This window comes from Amycolatopsis sp. NPDC041971 (genome assembly GCF_055588925.1).
Genome location: NZ_JBVJCE010000001.1, coordinates 249442 through 270325, shown reverse-complemented (window position 1 = coordinate 270325; position 20884 = coordinate 249442). Strand labels below are relative to the sequence as shown.

Genomic DNA, 20884 nt, shown 5'->3' with positions numbered 1-20884 from the left:
CGGGAAGACCCGGATCCACCCTCGCGTGTCACGCGTTGCTCAGCGGCGGTATTCGTCGTACCCGTCGTACGGGTCGTCGTCATACCGCTTGTCGTCCTCGTGCCTGTCTTCCGAGGAACTACTGGACAGCTCGCGCTGCAAAGCATCGAAGTCGGTTTCGTGCGAGCTGTACTTGAGCTCGCGCGCCACCTTCGTCTGCTTGGCCTTAGCCCGGCCGCGCCCCATGGCTCGACCCCCTCGCACAGGGGCGGGGCGGCCGGGGGAATCGGCGGCCCCGCATCGTCTCGACAATTATTTCCTGCTGACACCGTACCGTGTCCGGGGGGTTGGATGCGACGTGGCACGGTGTGCCGGTGGCGACAGTGTTCATCGAACGCCGGTTACCGGCCGGTCGGTGGCGATAGTCGCAGGTCGGCGTGCCACGATGCTGGTGTGCCCCGTCCGTTCGCGGCTTATCTCCGCGTCTATGAGCCCCTGCTCGCGCTGGGGGATCCACCGGACGAACGCCTGCTCGAGGCCGTCGAAGCGGCCCGGCTCGATCGTTCGGCAGCGGGTGAGCGCGAGCAGGCACTGTGGCTCAAGTCACAGCACGTCGGACGGTTGTTGCCCGCCGAACTCGCGGACGGCAGGCCCGCACCCAGTCTCGTCACCGACGTTCTCGTCATGGATCCCGAAGACGTGCCCGAGGGCGAGCACGGCGATGCGGGGCCGGGACCGCTGATCTGCCCGATGGAGATTCGCGCCCGCTCGGCCGCGGCGCTGGTGACCTTCCTCGGCGACGCGCATCCGGCGCTGAAGAACGCGGTGCTCGACGCGGGTGGCGCGTCACTCGACACGATCCGTGCGCGGGCGAAGTCCGCCATCGGCGACTTGTCGGCTTCGGCTTCGCACACGCTCTCGACGACGTGGACCGTCCCGCTCCCGTGGTTCGTGCTGTTCGATCCAGGGATGCGCCGGGTCAAACTGGGCAAGGGCCGCGACGACCCCGAGCGCGAAGTGTCGTGGCGGGTGTCCATCGCGGACGCGCGGCATCGCGCCCGCGAGGTCGGAGACCTGCTCGAGGCGACTTTCGGCGACTCAGCGCCCGGCCGGTTGCTGCTCGAAACGCGACGCTGGCTTGACAGCTTCCACCCCGGCTCCGCGGTCGAACTCGACTACGGCGGTCTCGTACAGCTCTTCGCCGACCCGATCCTGCAGGCCGACACGACCGCCGAAGAAGTGCACGACATCCTCGACGCGCTTCGCACCGGCAACGTCGACGAGCTGGCGGAACTGTTCGCCGACCTGCGGGACTTCTGGGGCGACCTGGCCGCGCGGGAACGCGCGAATTAGCCGAAGAGGCCGGTGACGACCCTCAGCTCGCCGACCGGTTTCCCGCCGCCCAGGACCGCGTCGCGCGCGAGGTCCCCGGCTTCGTCGCCAGGGTCGATGCCGAGGTGGCGCAGGGTCGCGAGCAGCAGCGGGATCCGGGCGCGGGCGGCGCCGTCGTCGATCTTCAGCGCCAGCGCCGTGCCGTCCGGGAGGGCGAACGCGTGCACTCCCTCGGCGCCGCCCTTCGAAAGCAGGCCCTCGACGTTCCGCATCAGCACGGTGTCCTCGCGGCCGGTACCCGCGACATGCCACGGATGCGCGCGGACGGCGTCCGCGACGCGGCGGTCCGGCCCGCCCATCGCGGTGACCAGCCTGCCGAACGACCGGGCGAGGCCGGTGAGGGAGAACGCGAACAGCGGGGCACCGCAGCCGTCGACGCCGACCGTTTCGATCGTCTCACCGGTGAGGTCGGCGACCGTGGCCTGGATGATCTTTTGCAGCGGATGGGTCGCGGCCGCGTAGTCCTTGGTCGGCCAGCCGAGCTGGGTACAGGTCATGAGCATGGCGGCGTGTTTGCCGGAGCAGTTCATCGCGGCACGGCGTTTCCCGGCCGAGGCCACGGCCAGCATGCTCGGCTCGTGCAGTGGGAAGGCGGGTGGGCAGGCCAGCGCGTCCTCGGTCAGCCTCGCGTGGGAAAGCATCGACAAGGCGCCTTCGACGTGGCCGGGTTCGCCGTTGTGCGAGCCGCAGCCCAGCGCGAGTTCTTCGTCGCCGATGGTGAGGCCTGCGCGGAGCATCCCGACGGCTTGCAAGGGTTTGTTGGACGAGCGCGGGTAGACCGGCCGCTCGATGTCGCCCGCGGCGAACCGCACCGACCCGTCCGGGGCGGTGATCACGAGCGCGCCGCGGTGCGTGCTCTCCACGAAACCGGACCGGACGACCTCGACCAGGACGGGATTCGTCACTCGGAGCCGCCGCGTTCGGTGTCGAGCAGGTCGTCGACCGATGCCGTGCCCTTGCGGTAACGGGTCGCGATCTCGGCGTTGATCGTGTCCATCACGCCCTGCACCTCGCGGCGGTACGAAGAGACCGAGACCTCTTCGTCGGCGTACCGGTTGAGGGCGTTGACCAGCTTCTCGTCCGACAGCGTGCTGACGTCGGAAAGATCGGTGTCGCCGATGAGCGCCTCGGCGAACCGCCGATGCTCGCCGGCGCGCGACGGCTCCAGCCGCTGATGCCTGCCCGAACCCGTGGCCGGGCCGATCGCGTTGTCCGCCAGGATCGCGGCCAGCCGCTCGACGACGCTGCTCTCGTCGCCGCCCGAACTCCGGCGCTTCTGCTCGGCCCGCACGATGTCGATCCGCGCGTGCAACAGACGCCGCAGATACGACAGGTCGGTCTCCTCCTGCGCGGCCTCGTCACGGCGCTCGCGCAACACGGAAAGGGTCAGCTCGCCGAGGTCGCTGAGATACCCAGGGCCGAGCACGCGGTCGATACGACGGCGACCACCAGGCCGGACTTCGATCACCCGCGTAGCTTATCGCGCTCCAGCGAAAATGTTCCGCAGGGAGAGATACCACAAGGTTCTCCGCCCCTCCCGACACCCTCCGCCGCCGCGCTGCTCTTTCGGTTTCTTCCAGAGCGCGCCCCCCACCCGTCCCGGGGGCGGCCCCTGGTCCAGTCTACCGGGGGTGGGGGCGGAAAAGTGCTGGTCGGCGAGGTTGTCCACAGGTGGATGAGGTTGTGGACAACTTGTGGATGGGTTCGGCGGGCGGGCGAGGTGGGAAGTACATGAAGGCCCCCTTCATCGCGTCTAGCGCGATGAAGGGGGCCTTCATGTACCTGGGCCGCGAGTGAACGCCGAGGTTCCAGCGTTCGGCGGCCTTCCCGTTGTGACCAGTGAGGCCGCTGTGATCGGTGAGGTCAAAGTTACGCGCCGCAAGTCCGTGAAGGCCTCCTTGAGGGACCCAGAGTCCCTCAAGGAGGCCTTCACGGACCATGTCGCCAGAGCCGCAAGGCAGCGAAGGACCCCTCCCTACCCTCAAGGGAGGCAAGGAGGCCTTCACGGAACCGAGCGGGACCGGGACCGAACCCGACAGAACGCAACGCACCAGGACAGACCGGAGCCCGCTCAGCCCCGCAGCCGTTGAGCCGCTTCCCGGCCGGGAGCCGGAGCCTCGCCCGGCACGGAGTCCGGGTCGATGGCCGCCTGCACGACGCGGTCCTCGGCGCCGACCAGCAGTTCCGCGCCCGGCTGCGTGGAGCGCTTGACCAGCGCCAGCGCGATCGGACCCAGTTCGTGGTGCTGCACCACGCTGCCGACGCGGCCGACCGTCCGCTCGCCCAGCATCACCGGGTCGCCGGTTTCCGGCGTGATCTCCGGCGAACCGTCCAGGTGCAGCAGCGCCATGTACCGCGGCGGCCGCCCGACGTTGTGGACCTTCGCGACGGTCTCCTGCCCGCGGTAGCAGCCCTTCGCCACGTGCGCGGCGGAGTCGACCCAGTTCACCTCGTGCGGGATCGTGCGCTCGTCGGTGTCCAGGCCCAAGCGCGGGCGCAGCGATTCGACCCGCAGCGCGTCGAACGCCCAGCTGCCCGCCGGGCGGGCGCCCGCGTCGGTCAGGCGGCGCCACCAGTCGGCGAGTTCGGCGCGGGGCACGGCGAGGTCGACGCTGTGCCGTCCGGGCCACGGCATGCGTCGCGCGAAACCGCCGGGGATCGGCGCGACCGAGTACGGGTCCGAGCTCAAAGAAACATCCACGGCGGCCAGGACGCGGTCCGCGTCGGGGCCGAGGACGGTCAGCAGCGCCAGTTCGGCCGAGACGTCGCGGATGTCCACTGCTGCCCAGAACTTCATCGCTTCGAGGTAGTCACGCAGGGTCTGCTCGCCGCCGGACGGCAGCGCGCTGGTGGCCACCGCGCCCCTGTCGCTGTCCAGCCACACCGTGCCGTTCGCGTGCGCGACGACCATGTGGGTGTCGACGCGGCCATGGCTGTCCAGGACGAGCGCCTCGGTGCCGGTGCCTTCGGCGAGCCCGGTCACGTGTTGCGAGATCACCAAATGCAGCCAGGACAACCGTTCTTCGCCGGTCACGGCCAGGATCTCGCGGTGCGAACGGTCGATCACGACCGCGCCGCGCGCCGCCGTCCGTTGCTCGGCGAAGGGGTCTCCCCAATGCCACGGGACACCCTCTTCGGGATGCCCGTCGGGAGCCGCGATCGGTCCGGAAAGGTCGAGCAGGGGGGAGCGGTAGGGCATGAAACCCATGCTAGTGAGTACCGTGTCCCCATGCGCGTGCTTGCCTTTCTCGACGGAACCCTGGCCGACCCCGAAGCCGCTCACCTGCGGGTGGATGACCTCGGGCTGCTCCGTGGTGATGGCGTGTTCGAGACGATCCTCGTCGTCGACGGGCGTCCTCGTGAGCTCCGCCCGCATCTCGAGCGGCTGGCCCGTTCCGCGGCGATGCTCGACCTGCCGGAGCCGGACCTCGCGGACTGGGAGCGCGCCGCGCAGACCGTCATCGACAACTGGTCCGGCCCGGCCGAAATCGCGCTGAAGCTGGTGTACACCAGGGGAATCGACGGCGATCCGGAAGCGAAGCCGTTCGGGTTCGCGCTCGGTGTCGAGATCGACGAGAAGGTCCAGCGCGCCCGCGTCGAAGGTGTCGCGGCGATCACCCTCGAACGCGGTATCGAGCCCGACCTCGCCGAGCGCGCGCCATGGCTGCTGCTGGGCGCGAAGTCGATTTCGTACGGCGTCAACATGGCCGCGTTGCGGGAGGCGGGCCGCCGCGGCGCGAGCGATGTGATCTTCACCGCCGCCGACGGTTCGGTCTTCGAGGGGCCGACTTCGACGGTCGTCCTCGCGAAGGACAGGACGCTCTACACGCCGCCGGCGACCATCGGCATCCTGCCCGGCACGACGCAGGCGGCGCTGTTCCGGGGCGCCGAGCGGGTGGGCTGGTCGGTCAAGGTCGACCCGCTCAAGGTCTCGGATCTCACCCAGGGCGAGGGGCTGTTCCTCGCCTCGTCGGTCCGCAAGCTGACCAGGGTGCACACGCTCGACGGCGTCGCGCTCACCGACTCCAGCGCGATCCACGCCGAACTGGCCGCCGCGTACGAGAGCGAGTACGCGATCAGCTGAGCGTCGCGCGCGGCCTGGCGATGGTCCGCAGGACCTCGTCCCGGTGCTTCGCCGCCGTCATCCACGCGGGTAGCCGCGCGATCGAGGTCAGGCCGGGACGGTCCCCGAGCCCGCGTTCACGCAGCTTCGCCGCGACGAACCGTTCGATCAGGTCGAGATGCCGGGCGTGAAACGCCGAGAGGGTGTGCCCACCGCAGCAGTCGGCGCGCAGCCACAGAGGTTCGCGGAAGAACGGGTCGATCGGACGATTCCACATCCTGCGGTCCGGGCGGGGAGGATCACGTACCAGGGCGCAGGTCAGCCGTTCGGGGGTGACCGAGGCACGGCCGGCGCAGCGCGGACAGACGACGAGGATCGGCTCGTCCGCGAGGTCGTCGATCCGGGTCTGCGGGTCGCGGAACCGCGAGTACGCGATCAGCTGAGCGGGCTGATGATCAGCAGGTGCGGCAGGATCGCTTCTTCGCGGTAGGCCGCGATCTTGTGGTGCCCGTCGAGGATCACCGCCGCGCCGGTGGTCTCCAGCACGACGGCGACCGGCCGGTGCCCGCTCTTGATCGCCGTCCGGTAGTAGCCGACCCGGGAGGCGTCGGCGGGCGGCCAGTCGGCGCTCGGGGTCAGGTAGCGGTCCTCGGCGAGTCGTTCGGGTCCGGTGACCTCGTATTCGCCGTCGGCGAAGAGATCGAGAAGCGGGCGGAGCGTGTCGCCGAGCGGACGCCGCATCTGACCGGTGGCCAGCGCGATCCGCAGCGACTGCGGGAGTTCGGGTTGGACGGGGACCGAAGTTGTGTCGATGACACCCGTGCCACCGGCGACCGTTACCTGTTCCACATCTTCGTGGACGAGTGAAAGCGGAGAAGGGTTCCGGCTCGGGCCTGTGCGAGTGCCGGGAGTGACGCCTGTCTCACCACGGCCGCCACCGGGTAACCACCGGTAGTTGGATGATCCGCCAAGAACACCACCGGCAACCCGCTCGGCGGCACCTGGACGGCCCCGGTCAACAGGCCTTCGCTCGGCAATTCCCGCTCCGCGTATTCGTCCCCGCGAGTCAACGCGGGCCCGTCGAGCCGGAGCCCGACACGGTTCGATTCCGCCGTCACCGTCCAGGTCTTCGCGAGCCCGGCCGCCAGGTTTTCGAACCAGTGCGCGCGCGGCCCCGGATCGGCCAGTACGACCAGCTCCGCCGGAGCCATCGTGGGCAGTACGACGTCGGCGCCTCCGGACACGGAGGGCGCGCCGAGAGAGAGGACGTCGCCCGCCTTCAGTGGCGCGGGCCCGATCTCCGAAAGGACGTCCCGCGACCGGCTGCCGAGTTCCGCCTCGACCGTGATCCCGCCGGAAACCGCCAGATAGCACCGCAAACCGGTGGCGGGTGCGCCGATCGCCACGACCTGGCCCGCGGCCAGCCACACCGGCGCGTGCGAGCCGACGGCGTGTCCGTCGACCTCGACGGTGACGGCGGGGCCGGTCACCGCGACGGTGCAGGACGCCGACGCGCGCAGTCGCAGTCCGCCGAACAGGCACTCGACGCCCGCGGCGTCCTCGGCGTTGCCGACGAGCCGGTTGGCCAGTTTCAGCGCCGGGACGTCCAGCGCGCCGGACGGCGGGACGCCGAGATGCGCGTAGCCGGGCCTGCCGAGATCTTGGAGCAGCGCGAGCGGGCCGGTCTCGACCACTTCGAGCGCCCTCATCCGGCACTCCGGAACCGCACCCGGTCGCCGGGCGCCAGCAGCGCGGGCGGGTCGGCGCGCGGATCGAACAGGACGGTCCGGGTGTGGCCGATCAGCCGCCAGCCACCGGGCGAGACGCGCGGGTAGACGCCGGTGAACTCACCCGCGATCCCGACCGAACCCGGCGGCACGCGAGTGCGCGGAGTCGACAGCCGCGCCTGCCGGAGCGGCTCGGGAAGCCCGGTCAGGTAACCGAATCCGGGCGCGAACCCGGTGAACGCCACGGTGTAGACGGCGCCGGTGTGCAACCGCACGACGTCCTCGGTGGACACTCCGGCGTCCCGTGCGACGAGTTCGAGATCCTCGCCGTCGTAGGTGACGTCGAGAGTGAGCTCCCGGGGCTCGCCTTCGGGCGGATGTTCGAGATCGGCGCCCGCCAGCAGGTCACGGGCGGCCGCGAGGGCGCCGGAACCCGGGGTTTCCACCACGAGCAGACTGCGGGCGCCGGGGACGAGTTCGGCGATCCCGGGCGGGCGCGCGGACGAGATCGTGGCGTGTGCCGCGATCGTCTGTGCCAGGGAATCGCAGTCCAGCAGGGCGGCGTGCTCGCCGTAGGCACGCCACCGCACGGGAAGAGGCTCAGCCCACCACGCGACGCAGCAGCGCCGACGTGTGCGGCTGGAGTTCCTGGCCCATCATGGCGCGTTCCTCGACGTAGCCGAGTTCGCCGTTGACGATGCCGTAGAGCCGCTGCGACGCCGTGACGTCCTTGGCCGTCGACGTGCGGACGACCGCGTCGGTGCCCAGCTCCCAGGCGGGGACCGAGGCCTTGCCACGCGGCTTGCCGTAGAAGAGTTCCACGATGCCGGTGTTGTGGGTCAGCAGCAGTTCGATCGTGTCGTCCGCCTGCGGACGCCAGAACCCGGATTCCCGCGCGGCCGGACGGATGACCTTGCCGTCCTCGTCGAGCAGCCACGCGCGGGCCTCGTGCGTGAGGAACGGGCGGCCGTCGTGCGCGATGGTCAGCTGCATGCCGAACCGGTACGGGCCGTCGATGGTCGGGTAGTCGACCTCGCCCTCGCCGCGCCAGACGCCGACGAGCGGCAGAAGCGCCAGGCAGGCGTCGTTGAGGTTCGCTCCTTCGCGCAGGTTCGCCGTGTCGCCCGGGATGGGCATGTCGTCAAACTGCGGAAGGTTCCGGTCACGCGTGTTTTCCGCGCGCTTCTCCGCGGCCTGGATGGCCTCGTCGCCGCTAGCCGTCATCGGTCAGCGCTGGTCCGCGTAAAGGCGGTAGACGACGTACACGGCGAACCAGGTGATCGCGACGCCGGCGAGCACCAGCAGGGTCGTAAACAGGATCTCCACGCCACGGAGAATAGTCCCTGGCCTGACGCGCGGCCCCGCGAAGGGGTGGTGGTAGTGGCCACACGGTCTTCCAAAGGGCGCTTCGCGCCCGGCGGAGACTTCACGTCCCGCGCCTCTCTGGCCCGAAGGCCCACGGAAACGCGATGAAGGGGCGCCTTCCGCACTCACCGTGAGGTGGATGCGGAACGACGCCCCTTCGGCGCGTTTCCGTCAGCGCGACCTAAGACACAGCGATCGCCAGCTGGTGCACACCCGGTCCCTGGGCGGTCACCGAGGCTTCGCCGTTGCCGGAGCGGTGCAGCGCGCGCACCGTCCAGTCGCCGGGGGCCGCGTAGAAGCGGAAGTCGCCGTCGGCCGACGAGACCACCTCGCCGGTGAAGTCGCCGCCGCCGTCCAGCAACCGCACGAAGGCGCCGCCGACGGGTCCTTCCGCGCCGGTCACCTTGCCGGCCAGCACGACCTGGCCGCGGGTGTCGTAGTCGGCGGGCGTGGCCTCCTGGACCGGTGCGCCGCAGCTGTCAGTGTCGTTGCTCGCTGCCATCACTTAGCTCCCAACTCGACCGGCACGCCGACGAGCGAGCCGTATTCCGTCCACGAACCGTCGTAGTTCTTCACCTGGTCGTAGCCGAGGAGCTCGTGCAGCGCGAACCACGCGATGGACGAACGCTCACCGATCCGGCAGTACGCGATCGTGGACTTCGACTCGTCGAGGCCCTCGTCGGAGTACAGCTCCTTGATCTCTTCCTCGGTCTTGAAGGTGCCGTCCTCGTTCGCGACCTTCGCCCACGGGACGTTCAGCGCGCCCGGGATGTGGCCGGGGACCTGCGACTGCTCCTGCGGCAGGTGCGCCGGGGCGAGCAGCTTGCCGGAGAACTCGTCGGGCGAACGCACGTCGACGAAGTTGCTGGAGCCGATGGCCTGGACGACCTCGTCACGGAACGCGCGGATCGAGAGGTCCTGCTCCTTGGCCTTGTACTCGACCGGCTCGCGCTTGACCTCTTCCGAGCTCAGCTCGCGGCCGTCGAGCTCCCACTTCTTGCGGCCGCCGTCGAGCAGCTGCACGTTCTCGTGGCCGTAGAGCTTGAAGTACCAGTACGCGTACGCGGCGAACCAGTTGTTGTTGCCGCCGTAGAGGATCACGCGGTCGTCGTTCGAGATGCCCCTCTCGGACAGCAGCTTCTCGAAGCCCTCCTTGTCGACGAAGTCGCGGCGGACCCCGTCCTGCAGGTCCTTGCGCCAGTCGAACTTCACCGCACCGCGGAGGTGTCCGTTGTCGTACGCGGTCGTGTCCTCGTCGACCTCGATGAACACGACACCCGGGGTGTCCAGGTTCTCCTCGGCCCACTGGGTGGTGACCAGGACGTCTTCACGGCTCATGGAGCTGACTCTCTTTCTGGGTTAGGACGCGCGAGGGCTGGGGCTGAAACGTTTGATGAGCAGGTACATCTCGCAACCGAGACAGAAGTCGAACGCCGCGTTGAGGAAGGCCGCGAACAGCGCGAACGCCGTCGCGACGAATCCGAGCGCGGTCAGTCCGGCGGCGAAGCCCACCGTGCCGGCGACGGCGAACACGAACCCGACCGCCTGCGCGAACCGCAGCGGGGCGGCGTCCTCACGTTCGGTCGTCGGGCCGAGCCGCGGCGCGACCAGGTAGCGGTAGAGGAGGGAGTACGGCGCCGGCTTGAGCCCGATGAAGGCCCCGATCGCGAACACCACCGCCTGCGCCGCGAGCAGTGGCCACCACTGGGTGATGAGCACGACCGCGAGCACGATCGTCGTCAGGATGGCGGCGAAACGCGGACCACGGGGGTCGACGGCCGGTCCTGCGGACATGGTTCCTCCTGCGAACGAGAGGGAAGGTGCGTGCCGGGAGGGCACGCGCAGCGGCTTTGAAGACGCGTTCAGCGAACGCCGGGCTCAGCCGGACACAGACTGCTGCGAACGCGGCACAGATCCACTGCGCGGCGCTGGGTCAGCAAGGTTCGGGGCAGCCTGTTCACGGGCACGAGGGTACGCAGAGCTCCCTCAGGTTGGGAACCGTGTTCACACCTTGGGACGCTTCCCAAAATTCGGGATCAGACGTTCGCCAGATGGGGTTTCAGGGCTTCGAGAAGCTCCTGACCTCGGGGAACGCCGCCGACGCGGAAAACCTCCCGGCCGTCCGGCGTCAAGGCCAGCGTCGTCGGAGTCCGCAATATCGAAAGCGCCTTGGCGACTTCGGGCGTTTCGGTGACGTCCAGATCGACGTGCGTGAGGCCGTCGGTCTTGTCCGCGAGCGCCGACAGGATCGCGCGGGTGTGGCGGCACGGCGCGCAGAACGTCGTCGAGATCTGGACCAGGGTGACGCCTTCGGGCGCGAGGGCGGCGGAGACGCGCTCCGGCAGGTTCGCCACGTCAGAAGCCTTGGCGGCCCTGATGCGGCCGTTGCGCGCTCGCAGCAGCGCGCCGGCGACGCCGCCGAGCACCAGTACGCCCAGCAGCACCCACACCCCGGTCATCCGAGATCACCCCTGCGTCGAATCACCCTGCGTCAAATCAACCCTGTGGCTTCGCTCCGCTGAAGGCGACGTTCTTGCCTTCACCCTTGATGGTCACCGAGCCGCTGTTCACGCGTACCGACGTCGGCGTCACCGAGAACGGCATCGCACCGGTGTCGATGGCCGCGTTGAAGTTCGGCAGCAGCGCGGCCTGTACCGCTTGGGGAACGACGGTGGTCTCCTTGTCATTCCCGAATTGCAGCCGCTTCGGCTCGATGCTGATCTTCTGGCCCTTCAGTTCGATCATCGCGAAGCAGAAGATCTCCACCTTCTGCCCGGCGATCTGCACGTTGCCCGACAGCCGGATGCCCGCGCTGGAGCTGTCGATCGGCTCGCCCTGCGCGTTGGTGGTAGGCGGCGTCGTCTCGTCTTGGCCGCTCTCGCCGTTGCGGACGTAGTCCTCGGTGACCGGCTCGATCTTGAGGTTCTCGATCTTGTCGAGCGGGGCCTGCTTCGCGATGTCGGAGGCCTTGACGGTCACTTCGCCCTTGAGCGTGCCGATGACGATCGACTTCGTGTTGCCGGACGTCAGATCCGACAGCGGCGCCGTGACGTCGCTCATGTCCGCGTTGAAGTCCACGTCCCGCAGCCTCGGCGGGACGGCGACGCCTTGGGCGTTGATGGTGATGTGACTGTAGTCACCGGAAAGGGCCTGCGTCAGGAACGGGAAACCATGCACCGTGACGGCCGGATCGTTGGGGATCGCCAGCTGTTCGCGGGTCTTCTGGGAGATCGTGTGCTCGGCGTACGCCGCCGCCCCGAAATCGGCCCCGACCAGCAGCACCACCAGCACCGCGAGGGCGATGAGCCAGCCCCGGCCACGGCGCTTTCCTCGCTTGGCGGACCGGCCGGGGGACGGTCGGTCGTCATGCGCCACGGGCCTGCTCACCATTGCGTCGAATCTCCTTCGTAAACCTCTTTGGCCAGGTGTGATCGATCCAGCACGGGGTAGGTCCTCGGCTGTTCACCCGCTATTCTCACCAAGCACCGGCTGTAGCCACGTTCGAGGCGACCACGACTGAAGGCGGTGCGGCGATGAGCCTGGACCTTCTGGTACTGACCCCGGAAGCAGATGCCACCACGGTATTGCCGGCCCTGGATCTGCTGCCCCACACCGTACGCGTCCGTGCCCCGGAAGTGACCGCGCTGCTCGACGCGGGCCACCGCGACGTCATCGTCCTCGACGCTCGCAGCGATCTCGCCTCCGCGAAAAGCCTCTGCCGCCTGCTCAAGGGCGCCGGTGAGGACGAGACCTCCACGCCGGTGATCGCCGTCGTCGGCGAAGGCGGCCTGGTCGCGGTCAGCGCGGAATGGCGCACCGACGACATCCTCCTCCCGACCGCGGGTCCCGCCGAGGTCGACGCGCGGCTGCGGCTGGTCACCACCCGCGACGGCGCTTCGGCACAGGTGGACGCCGAGCTCCGGGTCGGCGAACTGGTCATCGACGAGGCGACGTACACCGCGAAGCTGCGCAAGCGCACTCTCGAGCTCACCTACAAGGAGTTCGAACTCCTCAAGTACCTCGCGCAGCACGCCGGCCGGGTGTTCACCCGCGCCCAGCTGCTGCAGGAGGTCTGGGGTTACGACTTCTTCGGCGGCACGCGCACGGTCGACGTCCACGTCCGGCGCCTGCGCGCGAAGCTGGGGCCGGAGCACGAGCAGATGATCGGGACCGTGCGCAACGTCGGCTACAAGTTCGAGCGGCCCGCCAAGAACGCGGCCAAGCAGCAGGCCATCGCCCCGGACGCGAGCGTCTACGAGCCGAGCGAGCTTTCCGCGCACTGAGTCCCCTCTCCTCCTGCCTGGCAAGACGCCCGGGCGCTCGCCGGGTTCCCCGGTAATGTCGGTTTCATGCTCGAACTGCGGTGGACCGGTGAACCGGGAACGGAAGAGATCCGTCATTTCCTGCTCGCCGTGCGCGAGGCCGACGGCGATCCCCTGGACACCGGGTTCGCCGGTGGACGGCATCTCTTGGGACATGTCGACGGCGAGTTGGTCGCGTACGCGCACCTGGACACCAAAGGCGACTCGCAGGGAAACCAGGTCGCCGAACTGTTCGTCCATCCCGCGCACCGCCGCTCCGGGTACGGCAGAGCGCTCACCAAGGCGCTCGTCGAGCACGTCGCGGGGAAGCCGCTGCGGATCTGGGCGCACGGCGATCACCCCGCCGCCGTCCACCTCGCCGGTACCGAAGGCTTCGCGCGTGCTCGGGAACTGCTGATCCTGCACGCGGACGTCGAGACAGCCGATTGGCCGGAACCGGTGACACGCGAAGGCGTCACGCTGCGCACCTTCGTACCCGGCCAGGACGAGGAGGCGATGGTCCGCGTCAACGCGCGTGCCTTCGACTGGCACCCCGAGCAAGGCGCCCTGACCGCCGACGACGTCCGCGCGACCGAGACCGAGGCCTGGTTCGACCCCGAAGGCTTCTTCCTCGCCGAGGAGAACGGTGAGGTCGTGGGCTTCCACTGGACGAAGGTCCACGAGGCCGTTCCCGGCCGGTTCGGCGGCGAGCCTGCCGGCGAGGTCTACGTCGTCGGCATCGATCCGGACGCGCAGGGCGGCGGTCTCGGCAAGGCGCTCACGCTCGCCGGGCTGCGGTATCTCCGCGATCGCGGACTGGGTCAAGTGATCTTGTACGTCGAAGGCGACAACGCCCCCGCGCTCGCCGTTTATGCGAAGCTCGGCTTCACTCGATACGAGGTCGACGTCCAATACGCTCGGTAACCGCGTTCACACGTGCGGCACTTGACCGGTCACGGAGATCGGACGCGCAGGTCACGGGCGGGACACAGACCCCTTTCGGAGTAGTCGCGCTGCTCACATCGGCTGCCTTGTTCACTTGCCGTTCACCCTCTGACGGTCGCCTGTCCACTGTCGGTGCTTAGTGTCCGGGTCCGGAAGGAACGCTCCCGTTCCACCGATCCGGCGAAAGTCTCCCAGTGGAGGAAATGCAGTGAAGATCATGCGGCCCGCGGGCGCGATCGGCATCGTGGCCACCGCCGCCCTCGTGCTCGGCGCCTGTGGATCCGACCCGGCGGCGACCAAGCCCGACAGCTCCGGCGCCGCCGCCGCTCCCAGCGGCACGGCCGACGTCGAATGCGGCGGCAAGAACCCGCTTTCGGCCGAGGGCTCGTCCGCGCAGAAGACCGCGATCGACATCTTCGTGCAGGCCTACGCCGCCAAGTGCTCCGGCCAGAAGGTGAACTACAACCCCAGCGGTTCGGGCGCCGGCGTCAAGCAGTTCAACGGCAACCAGGTCGACTTCGCCGGATCCGACTCGCCGCTCAAGTCCGGTGAGGAAGCCGAGAAGGCCAAGGCCCGGTGCGCCTCCGACGCCTGGAACCTCCCGCTCGTCATCGGTCCGGTCGCGGTCGCGTACAAGGTCTCCGGCGTCGACAAGCTGACCCTGACCCCCGAGGTCACCGCCAAGATCTTCAACGGCGGCATCACCAAGTGGAACGACCCGGCCATCAAGGCGGTCAAGGGCAACGAGGGCGTCAACCTGCCGGACAAGCCGATCCAGGTCATCTCCCGCACCGACGAGTCGGGCACCACCGACAACTTCCAGAAGTACCTGAAGGTCGCCTCGAAGGGCGCCTGGACCCAGGGCGACGGCAAGAAGTTCAACGGTGGCGTCGGTAACGGTGCCGAGAAGTCCAACGGTGTGGCCAGCGCGGTCAAGGCCACCGACGGCGCCATCACCTACGTCGAGTCCGCCTTCGCGAAGGACGGCCTCAACTCCGCCCTGATCGACAGCGGCTCTGGCGGTGTCGAGCTCAACGCGGCGAACGTCGCCAAGTCCCTCGACGCGGCGAAGTTCAAAAAGGAGGGCTCCAACGACCTCGCCCTCGACCTCGACGCGATCTACGGCAGCAACGTCGCCGGCGCGTACCCGGTCATCCTCGCCACCTACGAGATCGTCTGCTCGAAGTACGCCGACGCCGAGGTCGCGAAGGCCATCAAGGCCTTCCTGACCGTCGCCGCCACGGACGGCCAGAAGCCGCTCGCGGACAAGGGTTACGTGCCGATCCCGCAGAGCCTGCAGGACAAGGTCCTGACCGCTGTCAAGGCCATCGCCTGACCCTGTTGCCAACCTTCAGGTTGATCAGTACAAGACAGGCTGGACAGAAGTAGTCGATGAGCGATTCATCTTCGCCCAGAACGCCCACCGGCGACCCCGGTGGGCGTTCTGGCGTCCGCGAGACCTTCACGGAGGACCCGATTTCGGAGCAACCTGCCGCGTCACCGCCCGAGAAGTCCTCGGTGCCGCTCGCGAGCCCCAATTCCAGGACGGTGCGACCCGGTGACCGCATCTTCCAGTTCCTGACCACCGGTGCCGGCGTCTTCGTCGTCGCACTGATCGGCCTGATCGGACTGTTCCTGCTGGTGCAGGCCATTCCGGCGCTCCAGGCCGACAACGCGAGCTTCCTCACGAGCCAGGTCTGGCAGACCGATCCGGGCGACATGCGGTTCGGCATCATGGGCCTGCTGCTCGTCACGGTCTACTCGTCGCTGCTGGCCCTGATCATCGCGATGCCGATCTCGCTCGGCATCGCCCTCTTCCTGACCCAATACGCGCCGAAGCGGCTCGCGCGGCCGTTCGCCTACGTGATCGACCTGCTCGCCGCGGTCCCCTCGATCATCTACGGCCTGTGGGGCCTGATGGTCTTCGCGCCGACGATCGAGCCCTTCTCCCAGTGGGTCAACGACACCTTTTCGTGGATCCCGATCTTCGCGGCGGGCAACGTCTCGCCGGACATGCGCGGCACGATCTTCACCGCGGGCATCGTGCTCGCCGTGATGATCCTGCCGATCATCACCTCGCTGTCCCGTGAGGTGTTCGAGCGGACCCCGACCCCGCATATCGAAGGCGCGCTGGCGCTGGGCGCCACCCGCTGGGAGGTCATCCGCACCACGGTGCTGCCGTTCGGCAAGGCGGGTTACATCGGCGCCTCCATGCTCGGCCTCGGCCGCGCGCTGGGCGAGACGATCGCGCTCGCGATCATCCTGACCGGCGCGGTGGGCCGCGAGTTCACCTGGAGCCTCTTCGACGGCGGCGCCACGTTCGCCTCGAAGATCGCGGCGGACTACGCGGAACTCAACAACGAGATCTCGGCGGGCGCGTACATCGCGGCCGGCCTCGTGCTGTTCCTGCTGACGTTCGTCGTCAACTTCGCCGCGCGATCCATCATCGCCAAGAAGGGGGACTGAGCATGTCCACCACGCTCGAGAAGACCCCCGCCACCACCCCCGCCTTCCAGCAGGTCAGCCTCGCGAGGAAGGCCAAGGACGGCCTCGCCACGGTCCTGATCTGGCTGTCGTTCCTCATCGCCGTCGTGCCGCTGGTGTGGCTGCTCGCCACGGTGGTCATCAACGGCGTCAAGCGGATCCCCTACGTCAACTGGTGGACCGAGGACTTCGGCTCGGTGCTGTCGGACGAGGTCGGCGGCGGCGTGGCACACGCCGTCATCGGCTCGGTGCTGCAGGGCGTGGTCTGCGCGATCATCGCGGTCCCGATCGGCATGCTGGTCGCGATCTACCTGGTCGAGTACGGCCGCGGCAAACTCGCGAAGGTCACGACGTTCATGGTGGACATCCTCTCCGGTGTCCCCTCGATCGTCGCGGCGCTGTTCATCTACGCGCTGTGGATCACCACGTTCGGCCTCCCGCGCAGTGGTTTCGCCGTGTCGCTGGCCCTGGTGCTGCTGATGATCCCGGTGGTCGTGCGCTCCTCGGAGGAGATGCTGCGGATCGTCCCCGATGACCTGCGCGAAGCCTCCTACGCCCTCGGCGTGCCGAAGTGGAAGACGATCATGAAGATCGTCCTGCCGACCGCGCTGTCCGGCATCATCGGCGGCATCATGATGGCCCTCGCCCGGGTCATGGGCGAGACCGCGCCGCTGCTGGTCCTCGTGGGCTATTCCGCCTACGTGAACTGGGACATCTTCGGTGGCGAGCAGGCCGCTCTGCCGCTTCTGATGAACAACGAACGGGTCAGTAACCCGTTCGACGAAGGCACCGTCGCGTTCGACAAGATCTGGGGTGCCGCGCTCACCCTGGTGCTGATCATCGCGATCGTGAACCTTCTCGCCATGCTCTTTGCCCGTCTTGTCGCCCCGAAGAAGAAGTGAGCTGTTTGAGATGGCCAAACGAATCGACGTCAAAGACGTGGACATCTACTACGGCAAATTCCACGCCGTGGACGGCGTCACCCTCTCGGTGCCGCCGCGGAACGTCACCGCGTTCATCGGCCCTTCGGGCTGCGGCAAGTCGACGGTGCTGCGCACGCTGAACCGCATGCACGAAGTCATCCCCGGCGCCCGCGTCGAGGGCGAGGTGCTGCTCGACGGCGAGGACATCTACGGTGCCGGCGTCGACCCGGTGCAGGTCCGCCGCACCATCGGCATGGTGTTCCAGCGCCCCAATCCGTTCCCGACGATGTCGATCCGCGACAACGTCGTGGCGGGCCTCCGCCTCGGCGGTGCCAGGGGCAAGAAGGAACTCGACGAGGTCGCCGAGCGCGCGCTGCGCGGCGCGAACCTGTGGAACGAGGTCAAGGACCGGCTCAACAGGCCGGGCGGCGGCCTCTCCGGCGGTCAGCAGCAGCGGCTCTGCATCGCGCGGGCGATCGCCGTGCGACCCGACGTGCTGCTGATGGACGAACCGTGCTCCGCGCTCGACCCGATCTCGACGCTGGCCATCGAGGACCTGATCGGCGAGCTCAAGAAGGAGTACACGATCGTCATCGTGACCCACAACATGCAGCAGGCGGCGCGGGTCTCGGACCAGACCGCGTTCTTCAACCTGGCGGGCGTCGGCCAGCCGGGCCGCCTGGTGGAGCTGAACGACACCGAGAAGATCTTCTCGAACCCGGACGAGAAGGCGACCGAGGACTACATCTCGGGCCGCTTCGGCTGAGTCTTTGCCCGCACTTGGGGCCCTCTTCCCTCGGCTCAACCGCGGGAAGGGGGCCTTTCCCGCGCTTTGGGGCCTGGAGCGAAGGGCGCTGGGTGGGGCAGGCTGAGGCGGGTGTCGCGAAAGCCACTTTCGCACCCTTCACTGTTGCGAACGTGGCTTTCACATCCTCCCCGGCCCCCCGGCCCCCCGGCCCCCCGGCTCCCCGGCCCCCCGGACCGCCCGGCCTCCCCGGACCACCTGACCGCCCGGACCACCTGCGCACTTGGGCTACCCGGACCACCTCCGTCACCTGAGCCACCCGGACCACCTGGGCCAGGCGCGCGCGCCGGTGCGGGTGGTCGTGAGTGGCGATTCGGGTTCTAACCCGAACCGCCACTCACGAGTCTCCAGGCAGTCTTGAGGCCCGGTTCGGCCTGGCGCCCGCGCCTGTGGTGTCCGTGAAGGCCTCCTTGAGGGACCCAGGGTCCCTGAAGGAGGCCTTCACGGACATTGGGCTGACCGCGAGCCACATCCAGTAGGTGCGTGAAACACCGTTGGCACAACCCGAATCGCCACTCACGACCCGCGCGAGGTCGGCCCCGTGCTGCCCGACATGCTCACAGGCGGTCGTGAGCGTCTGGGTCGCTGACGTGACGAAGGGGCCTTCACCGCGTCACAGGCGGTGAAGGCCCCTTCGTCACGTCCTATGCGGGGTAAGTCCCTACAGCTCGTCAGGTCCGTAGCCGGGCATCTTGCCGGTCACCACGAAGATCATCCGGCGCGCGACCGAGACGGCATGGTCGGCGAAGCGCTCGTAGAAGCGGCCAAGCAGGGTGACGTCCACGGCCGCGGCGACGCCGTGGTCCCAGTTCCGGTCCATGATGACGGTGAACAGGTGCTTGTGAATCTCGTCGACCTCGTCGTCGTCCGACTCGATCGTGCGGGCGGCCTCGACGTCCTTGGACTTGATGACCTGCTCGACCTGGCGGGCCAGGCTCACCCCGACCTCGCCCATCTTGGCGAAGTCGGCCTTCACCTCGTCGGGCAGCACCGGGTCCGGGTGGCGGCGGCGCGCGGCCTTGGCCACGTGCAGCGCCAGATCGCCCATCCGTTCCAGGCTTTCCGCCGCGTGGATCGCGGCGAGGACGGTCCGCAGGTCGGTCGCGACGGGTGCCTGCAGTGCCAGCAGCGCGTACGCCTGCTCCTCGCATTCGGCGCGCGCGTCGTCGACCTTCGCGTCGTCGCTGATGACCTGCTCGGCGAGTCCGAGATCGACCTCGAGCAACGCCCGGGTCGCCCGCTCCATCGCGTCGGCGACCTGGAGGGACATGCTCGCTAGGTTCTCGGCGAGCTGTTCGAGTTCGACATGGTAAGCCTCACGCATGGCCCAACCCTACGGGGAACAGGCACCAAAAGTCGCATCCCAGAGTGAACCCGACGTGAACCCGGACTAACGAATGATCCTCAGCCTGAGCTGGTGCTCTTCTTGGCGCCGCCGGACTTGGCGGAGCTGGTCGGAGGGGCCGCCGTCTCGCTCGCCGGAGGAGCCGGCGCCTTCTCTTCCAACGGGGTGTTGTTGATCAGCGCGTCGAAGACGGCCTTCGCCCTGCTCTGCACCAGTACCTCGTTGCCGCGTTTGTTCGCCTCTTCGGTGGTGGGCACGGTGAGGAACTTGACCTTGTCCGATCCCATCCCGCGCATCGACTTCGCCAGCGTCATCATCTGGTTGATGCCGAGGTTTTCACCGAAGGTGGCCTTGGCGAACGCGTCGATGAAACCGCTGAGCTTGCCGGTGTCCAGGATGACGTCCTTCGACATCACCGTCTTCAGCAACGCGCCGAGGAAGGCCTGCTGCCGTTTGATCCGGCCGTAGTCCGACGTCGGGTCGCCCTTGACGTGCCGCGCCCGGACGTAGTTCAGCGCCTGGTCACCGGAGATCCGGACCTCGCCCGCCTGCGGGATGATCATGCCGAGCGTGGTGTCGTCGACCGGCTTCTCGTTGTACACGGTGACGCCCTGCACGGCGTCGACCATGGATTTGAAGCCGTTGAAGTCGATCCCGACGAAGTGGTTCATCTTCATGCCGGTGATCTGCTGAATGACCTTCGTGACGCACTGCGGGCCGCCGACCGCGTAGGCGGTGTTCAGCTTCGCGATCTTCTGCGCCGGCGAGGTCTCTTCCGAGTACGACGACGTCGCCGGGTCCCACCGCTTGCATTCGGGACGGCTGATCTCGAGGTCGCGCGGGAAGGACACCATGACGACGCGCTGCCTGTCGGCGGGGACGTGCGCGATCATGACCGTGTCCGAACGGGCGCCCGGGGTGCCGTCCGCGTCGCCGACGCCGTCTTCGGCGGCCGCGCCGTCACGGCTGTCGGAGCCGACCATCAGGAAGTTCTCGTCGCCGGTCTGACCGGCGGCGTCCTGGATGTCGGCCGAGTCTTCGTCGAGCGAGGCGACGTTGTTGAACTTCGCGTCGAACCAGGTCTGGGCACCCCAGGCCGAACCGAGGGAGAGGAACACGAGCGCGGCGACGACGACGGCCGCGATCCGGCCCGCCTTGGCCGTCTGCTTGGTCTTGCGTTCCTTCTTCTCCTGCAGGCGGGTCTGCGGCGACGCTTCCCCGGAGGCCTCGGCGGGCTCGGAATCGGTGGTCGTGACCACGCGCTGCAGTGCCGTGCGGGTCTGCTCCAGCAGTGCGGCGGGACGGGAAGCGAGCCGTTCCCGGCGCTCGCGCTTCTTGGCCTCTTCGGCTTCTAGTTCGTCGTGCGCGGCGGAGAACCGGGCGAGCGTGTGGTCGATCTTGCGCTTGGTGATCGTCGCGTCGTCGATCGCTTCGAGCTCGTCGGTCATCGTGAGCCGGTCCATCTCGGACCGCGGCGGGACACCGGGCGAAAGAGACGGCGGCTGCGGGACCGGGGGCTGCTGCACCGGCCGCTGCGGCGGGCGGCGGGGACGAC

Annotated in this window: 24 protein-coding genes; 8 read left to right on the top strand and 16 right to left on the bottom strand. The window is 68.5% G+C overall.

Annotated elements, in window-relative coordinates; all coding sequences use genetic code 11:
• Positions 1-39: 39 nt before the first annotated feature.
• On the bottom strand, positions 40-225 hold the full coding sequence (locus tag ACZ6DT_RS01355) for a DUF3073 domain-containing protein (RefSeq protein WP_007032561.1): 186 nt from the start codon (positions 223-225) through the stop codon (positions 40-42).
• Positions 226-432: 207 nt separating this feature from the next.
• Between ACZ6DT_RS01355 and ACZ6DT_RS01350 the strand changes: the two genes are divergently transcribed.
• A complete protein-coding gene (locus ACZ6DT_RS01350) occupies positions 433-1332 on the top strand; it encodes a DUF8083 family protein (protein ID WP_465586942.1) in 900 nt (299 codons plus the stop codon).
• On the opposite strand, the gene ACZ6DT_RS01345 is transcribed toward ACZ6DT_RS01350, so the two are convergent.
• The 3 genes from ACZ6DT_RS01345 to ygfZ form a co-directional block, all read right to left on the bottom strand.
• Positions 1329-2276, bottom strand: coding sequence for an asparaginase (locus ACZ6DT_RS01345; protein ID WP_465586940.1), 948 nt, complete (start codon positions 2274-2276; stop codon positions 1329-1331). The two genes, ACZ6DT_RS01350 and ACZ6DT_RS01345, sit on opposite strands and share 4 nt — an antisense overlap.
• Positions 2273-2839, bottom strand: coding sequence for an RsiG family protein (locus ACZ6DT_RS01340; protein WP_465586937.1), 567 nt, complete (start codon positions 2837-2839; stop codon positions 2273-2275). Before ACZ6DT_RS01340 ends, ACZ6DT_RS01345 begins: the two co-directional genes overlap by 4 nt.
• A gap of 603 nt (positions 2840-3442) precedes the next feature.
• On the bottom strand, positions 3443-4570 hold the full coding sequence (gene ygfZ, locus ACZ6DT_RS01335; RefSeq protein ID WP_465586934.1) for a CAF17-like 4Fe-4S cluster assembly/insertion protein YgfZ: 1128 nt from the start codon (positions 4568-4570) through the stop codon (positions 3443-3445).
• A gap of 30 nt (positions 4571-4600) precedes the next feature.
• On the opposite strand from ygfZ, the gene ACZ6DT_RS01330 reads away from it, so the two are divergent.
• Complete coding sequence (locus ACZ6DT_RS01330; RefSeq protein ID WP_465586931.1) at positions 4601-5455, top strand: aminodeoxychorismate lyase; 855 nt, start codon at positions 4601-4603, stop codon at positions 5453-5455.
• Here ACZ6DT_RS01330 and ACZ6DT_RS01325 read toward each other — a convergent pair.
• From ACZ6DT_RS01325 to ACZ6DT_RS01280, 10 genes are all read right to left on the bottom strand, one after another.
• The gene (locus ACZ6DT_RS01325; RefSeq protein ID WP_465586928.1) at positions 5448-5711 is read right to left on the bottom strand and encodes a hypothetical protein; all 264 of its coding nucleotides are present in this window, start codon (positions 5709-5711) and stop codon (positions 5448-5450) included. The genes ACZ6DT_RS01330 and ACZ6DT_RS01325 overlap by 8 nt on opposite strands.
• A gap of 158 nt (positions 5712-5869) precedes the next feature.
• Positions 5870-6283, bottom strand: a complete 414-nt coding sequence (locus ACZ6DT_RS01320) for a hypothetical protein (protein ID WP_465586926.1) — start codon at positions 6281-6283, stop codon at positions 5870-5872.
• Entirely contained in the window at positions 6271-7143 is an 873-nt protein-coding gene (locus tag ACZ6DT_RS01315) for a 5-oxoprolinase subunit C family protein (RefSeq protein ID WP_465586923.1), read from the bottom strand. Before ACZ6DT_RS01315 ends, ACZ6DT_RS01320 begins: the two co-directional genes overlap by 13 nt.
• The gene (pxpB, locus tag ACZ6DT_RS01310; protein ID WP_465586920.1) at positions 7140-7751 is read right to left on the bottom strand and encodes a 5-oxoprolinase subunit PxpB; all 612 of its coding nucleotides are present in this window, start codon (positions 7749-7751) and stop codon (positions 7140-7142) included. Before pxpB ends, ACZ6DT_RS01315 begins: the two co-directional genes overlap by 4 nt.
• A gap of 10 nt (positions 7752-7761) precedes the next feature.
• Positions 7762-8385 (bottom strand): heme-binding beta-barrel domain-containing protein, encoded by a 624-nt coding sequence (locus tag ACZ6DT_RS01305; RefSeq protein ID WP_034312615.1) that lies wholly within the window; start codon positions 8383-8385, stop codon positions 7762-7764.
• A 322-nt stretch (positions 8386-8707) separates the two neighbouring features.
• Positions 8708-9028: a DUF1416 domain-containing protein gene (locus ACZ6DT_RS01300; RefSeq protein ID WP_465586917.1), complete on the bottom strand. Its 321-nt coding sequence runs from the start codon at positions 9026-9028 to the stop codon at positions 8708-8710.
• Complete coding sequence (locus ACZ6DT_RS01295; RefSeq protein ID WP_465586914.1) at positions 9028-9864, bottom strand: sulfurtransferase; 837 nt, start codon at positions 9862-9864, stop codon at positions 9028-9030. The genes ACZ6DT_RS01300 and ACZ6DT_RS01295 overlap by 1 nt, the downstream gene beginning before the upstream one ends.
• Positions 9865-9885: 21 nt before the next feature.
• Entirely contained in the window at positions 9886-10320 is a 435-nt protein-coding gene (locus ACZ6DT_RS01290) for a DUF4395 domain-containing protein (protein WP_465586912.1), read from the bottom strand.
• Between the two features lie 242 nt (positions 10321-10562).
• A complete protein-coding gene (locus tag ACZ6DT_RS01285) occupies positions 10563-10985 on the bottom strand; it encodes a TlpA family protein disulfide reductase (RefSeq protein WP_465586909.1) in 423 nt (140 codons plus the stop codon).
• 37 nt (positions 10986-11022) lie between these two features.
• Positions 11023-11916: an LmeA family phospholipid-binding protein gene (locus ACZ6DT_RS01280; protein WP_465586906.1), complete on the bottom strand. Its 894-nt coding sequence runs from the start codon at positions 11914-11916 to the stop codon at positions 11023-11025.
• Positions 11917-12059: 143 nt separating this feature from the next.
• Here ACZ6DT_RS01280 and ACZ6DT_RS01275 point away from each other — a divergent pair, with 143 nt between their 5' ends.
• From ACZ6DT_RS01275 to pstB, 6 genes are all read left to right on the top strand, one after another.
• Positions 12060-12809 (top strand): response regulator transcription factor, encoded by a 750-nt coding sequence (locus tag ACZ6DT_RS01275; protein ID WP_465586903.1) that lies wholly within the window; start codon positions 12060-12062, stop codon positions 12807-12809.
• Between the two features lie 66 nt (positions 12810-12875).
• Positions 12876-13751, top strand: a complete 876-nt coding sequence (mshD, locus tag ACZ6DT_RS01270; RefSeq protein ID WP_465586900.1) for a mycothiol synthase — start codon at positions 12876-12878, stop codon at positions 13749-13751.
• 229 nt (positions 13752-13980) lie between these two features.
• A complete protein-coding gene (pstS, locus tag ACZ6DT_RS01265; RefSeq protein WP_465586897.1) occupies positions 13981-15108 on the top strand; it encodes a phosphate ABC transporter substrate-binding protein PstS in 1128 nt (375 codons plus the stop codon).
• A 212-nt stretch (positions 15109-15320) separates the two neighbouring features.
• A complete protein-coding gene (pstC, locus tag ACZ6DT_RS01260) occupies positions 15321-16238 on the top strand; it encodes a phosphate ABC transporter permease subunit PstC (protein WP_465588763.1) in 918 nt (305 codons plus the stop codon).
• Positions 16239-16240: 2 nt separating this feature from the next.
• Positions 16241-17158 (top strand): phosphate ABC transporter permease PstA, encoded by a 918-nt coding sequence (gene pstA / locus ACZ6DT_RS01255; RefSeq protein ID WP_465586894.1) that lies wholly within the window; start codon positions 16241-16243, stop codon positions 17156-17158.
• 10 nt (positions 17159-17168) lie between these two features.
• Positions 17169-17945, top strand: coding sequence for a phosphate ABC transporter ATP-binding protein PstB (pstB, locus tag ACZ6DT_RS01250; RefSeq protein WP_465586891.1), 777 nt, complete (start codon positions 17169-17171; stop codon positions 17943-17945).
• Positions 17946-18645: 700 nt separating this feature from the next.
• On the opposite strand, the gene phoU is transcribed toward pstB, so the two are convergent.
• Together phoU and ACZ6DT_RS01240 are read right to left on the bottom strand one after the other, a co-directional pair.
• Positions 18646-19308 carry a phosphate signaling complex protein PhoU gene (gene phoU, locus ACZ6DT_RS01245; RefSeq protein WP_125679662.1) on the bottom strand — a complete coding sequence of 221 codons (663 nt, stop codon included), beginning with the start codon at positions 19306-19308 and terminating at the stop codon, positions 18646-18648.
• A gap of 80 nt (positions 19309-19388) precedes the next feature.
• On the bottom strand, positions 19389-20792 hold the full coding sequence (locus ACZ6DT_RS01240; protein ID WP_465588760.1) for an LCP family protein: 1404 nt from the start codon (positions 20790-20792) through the stop codon (positions 19389-19391).
• Positions 20793-20884 lie beyond the last annotated feature (92 nt).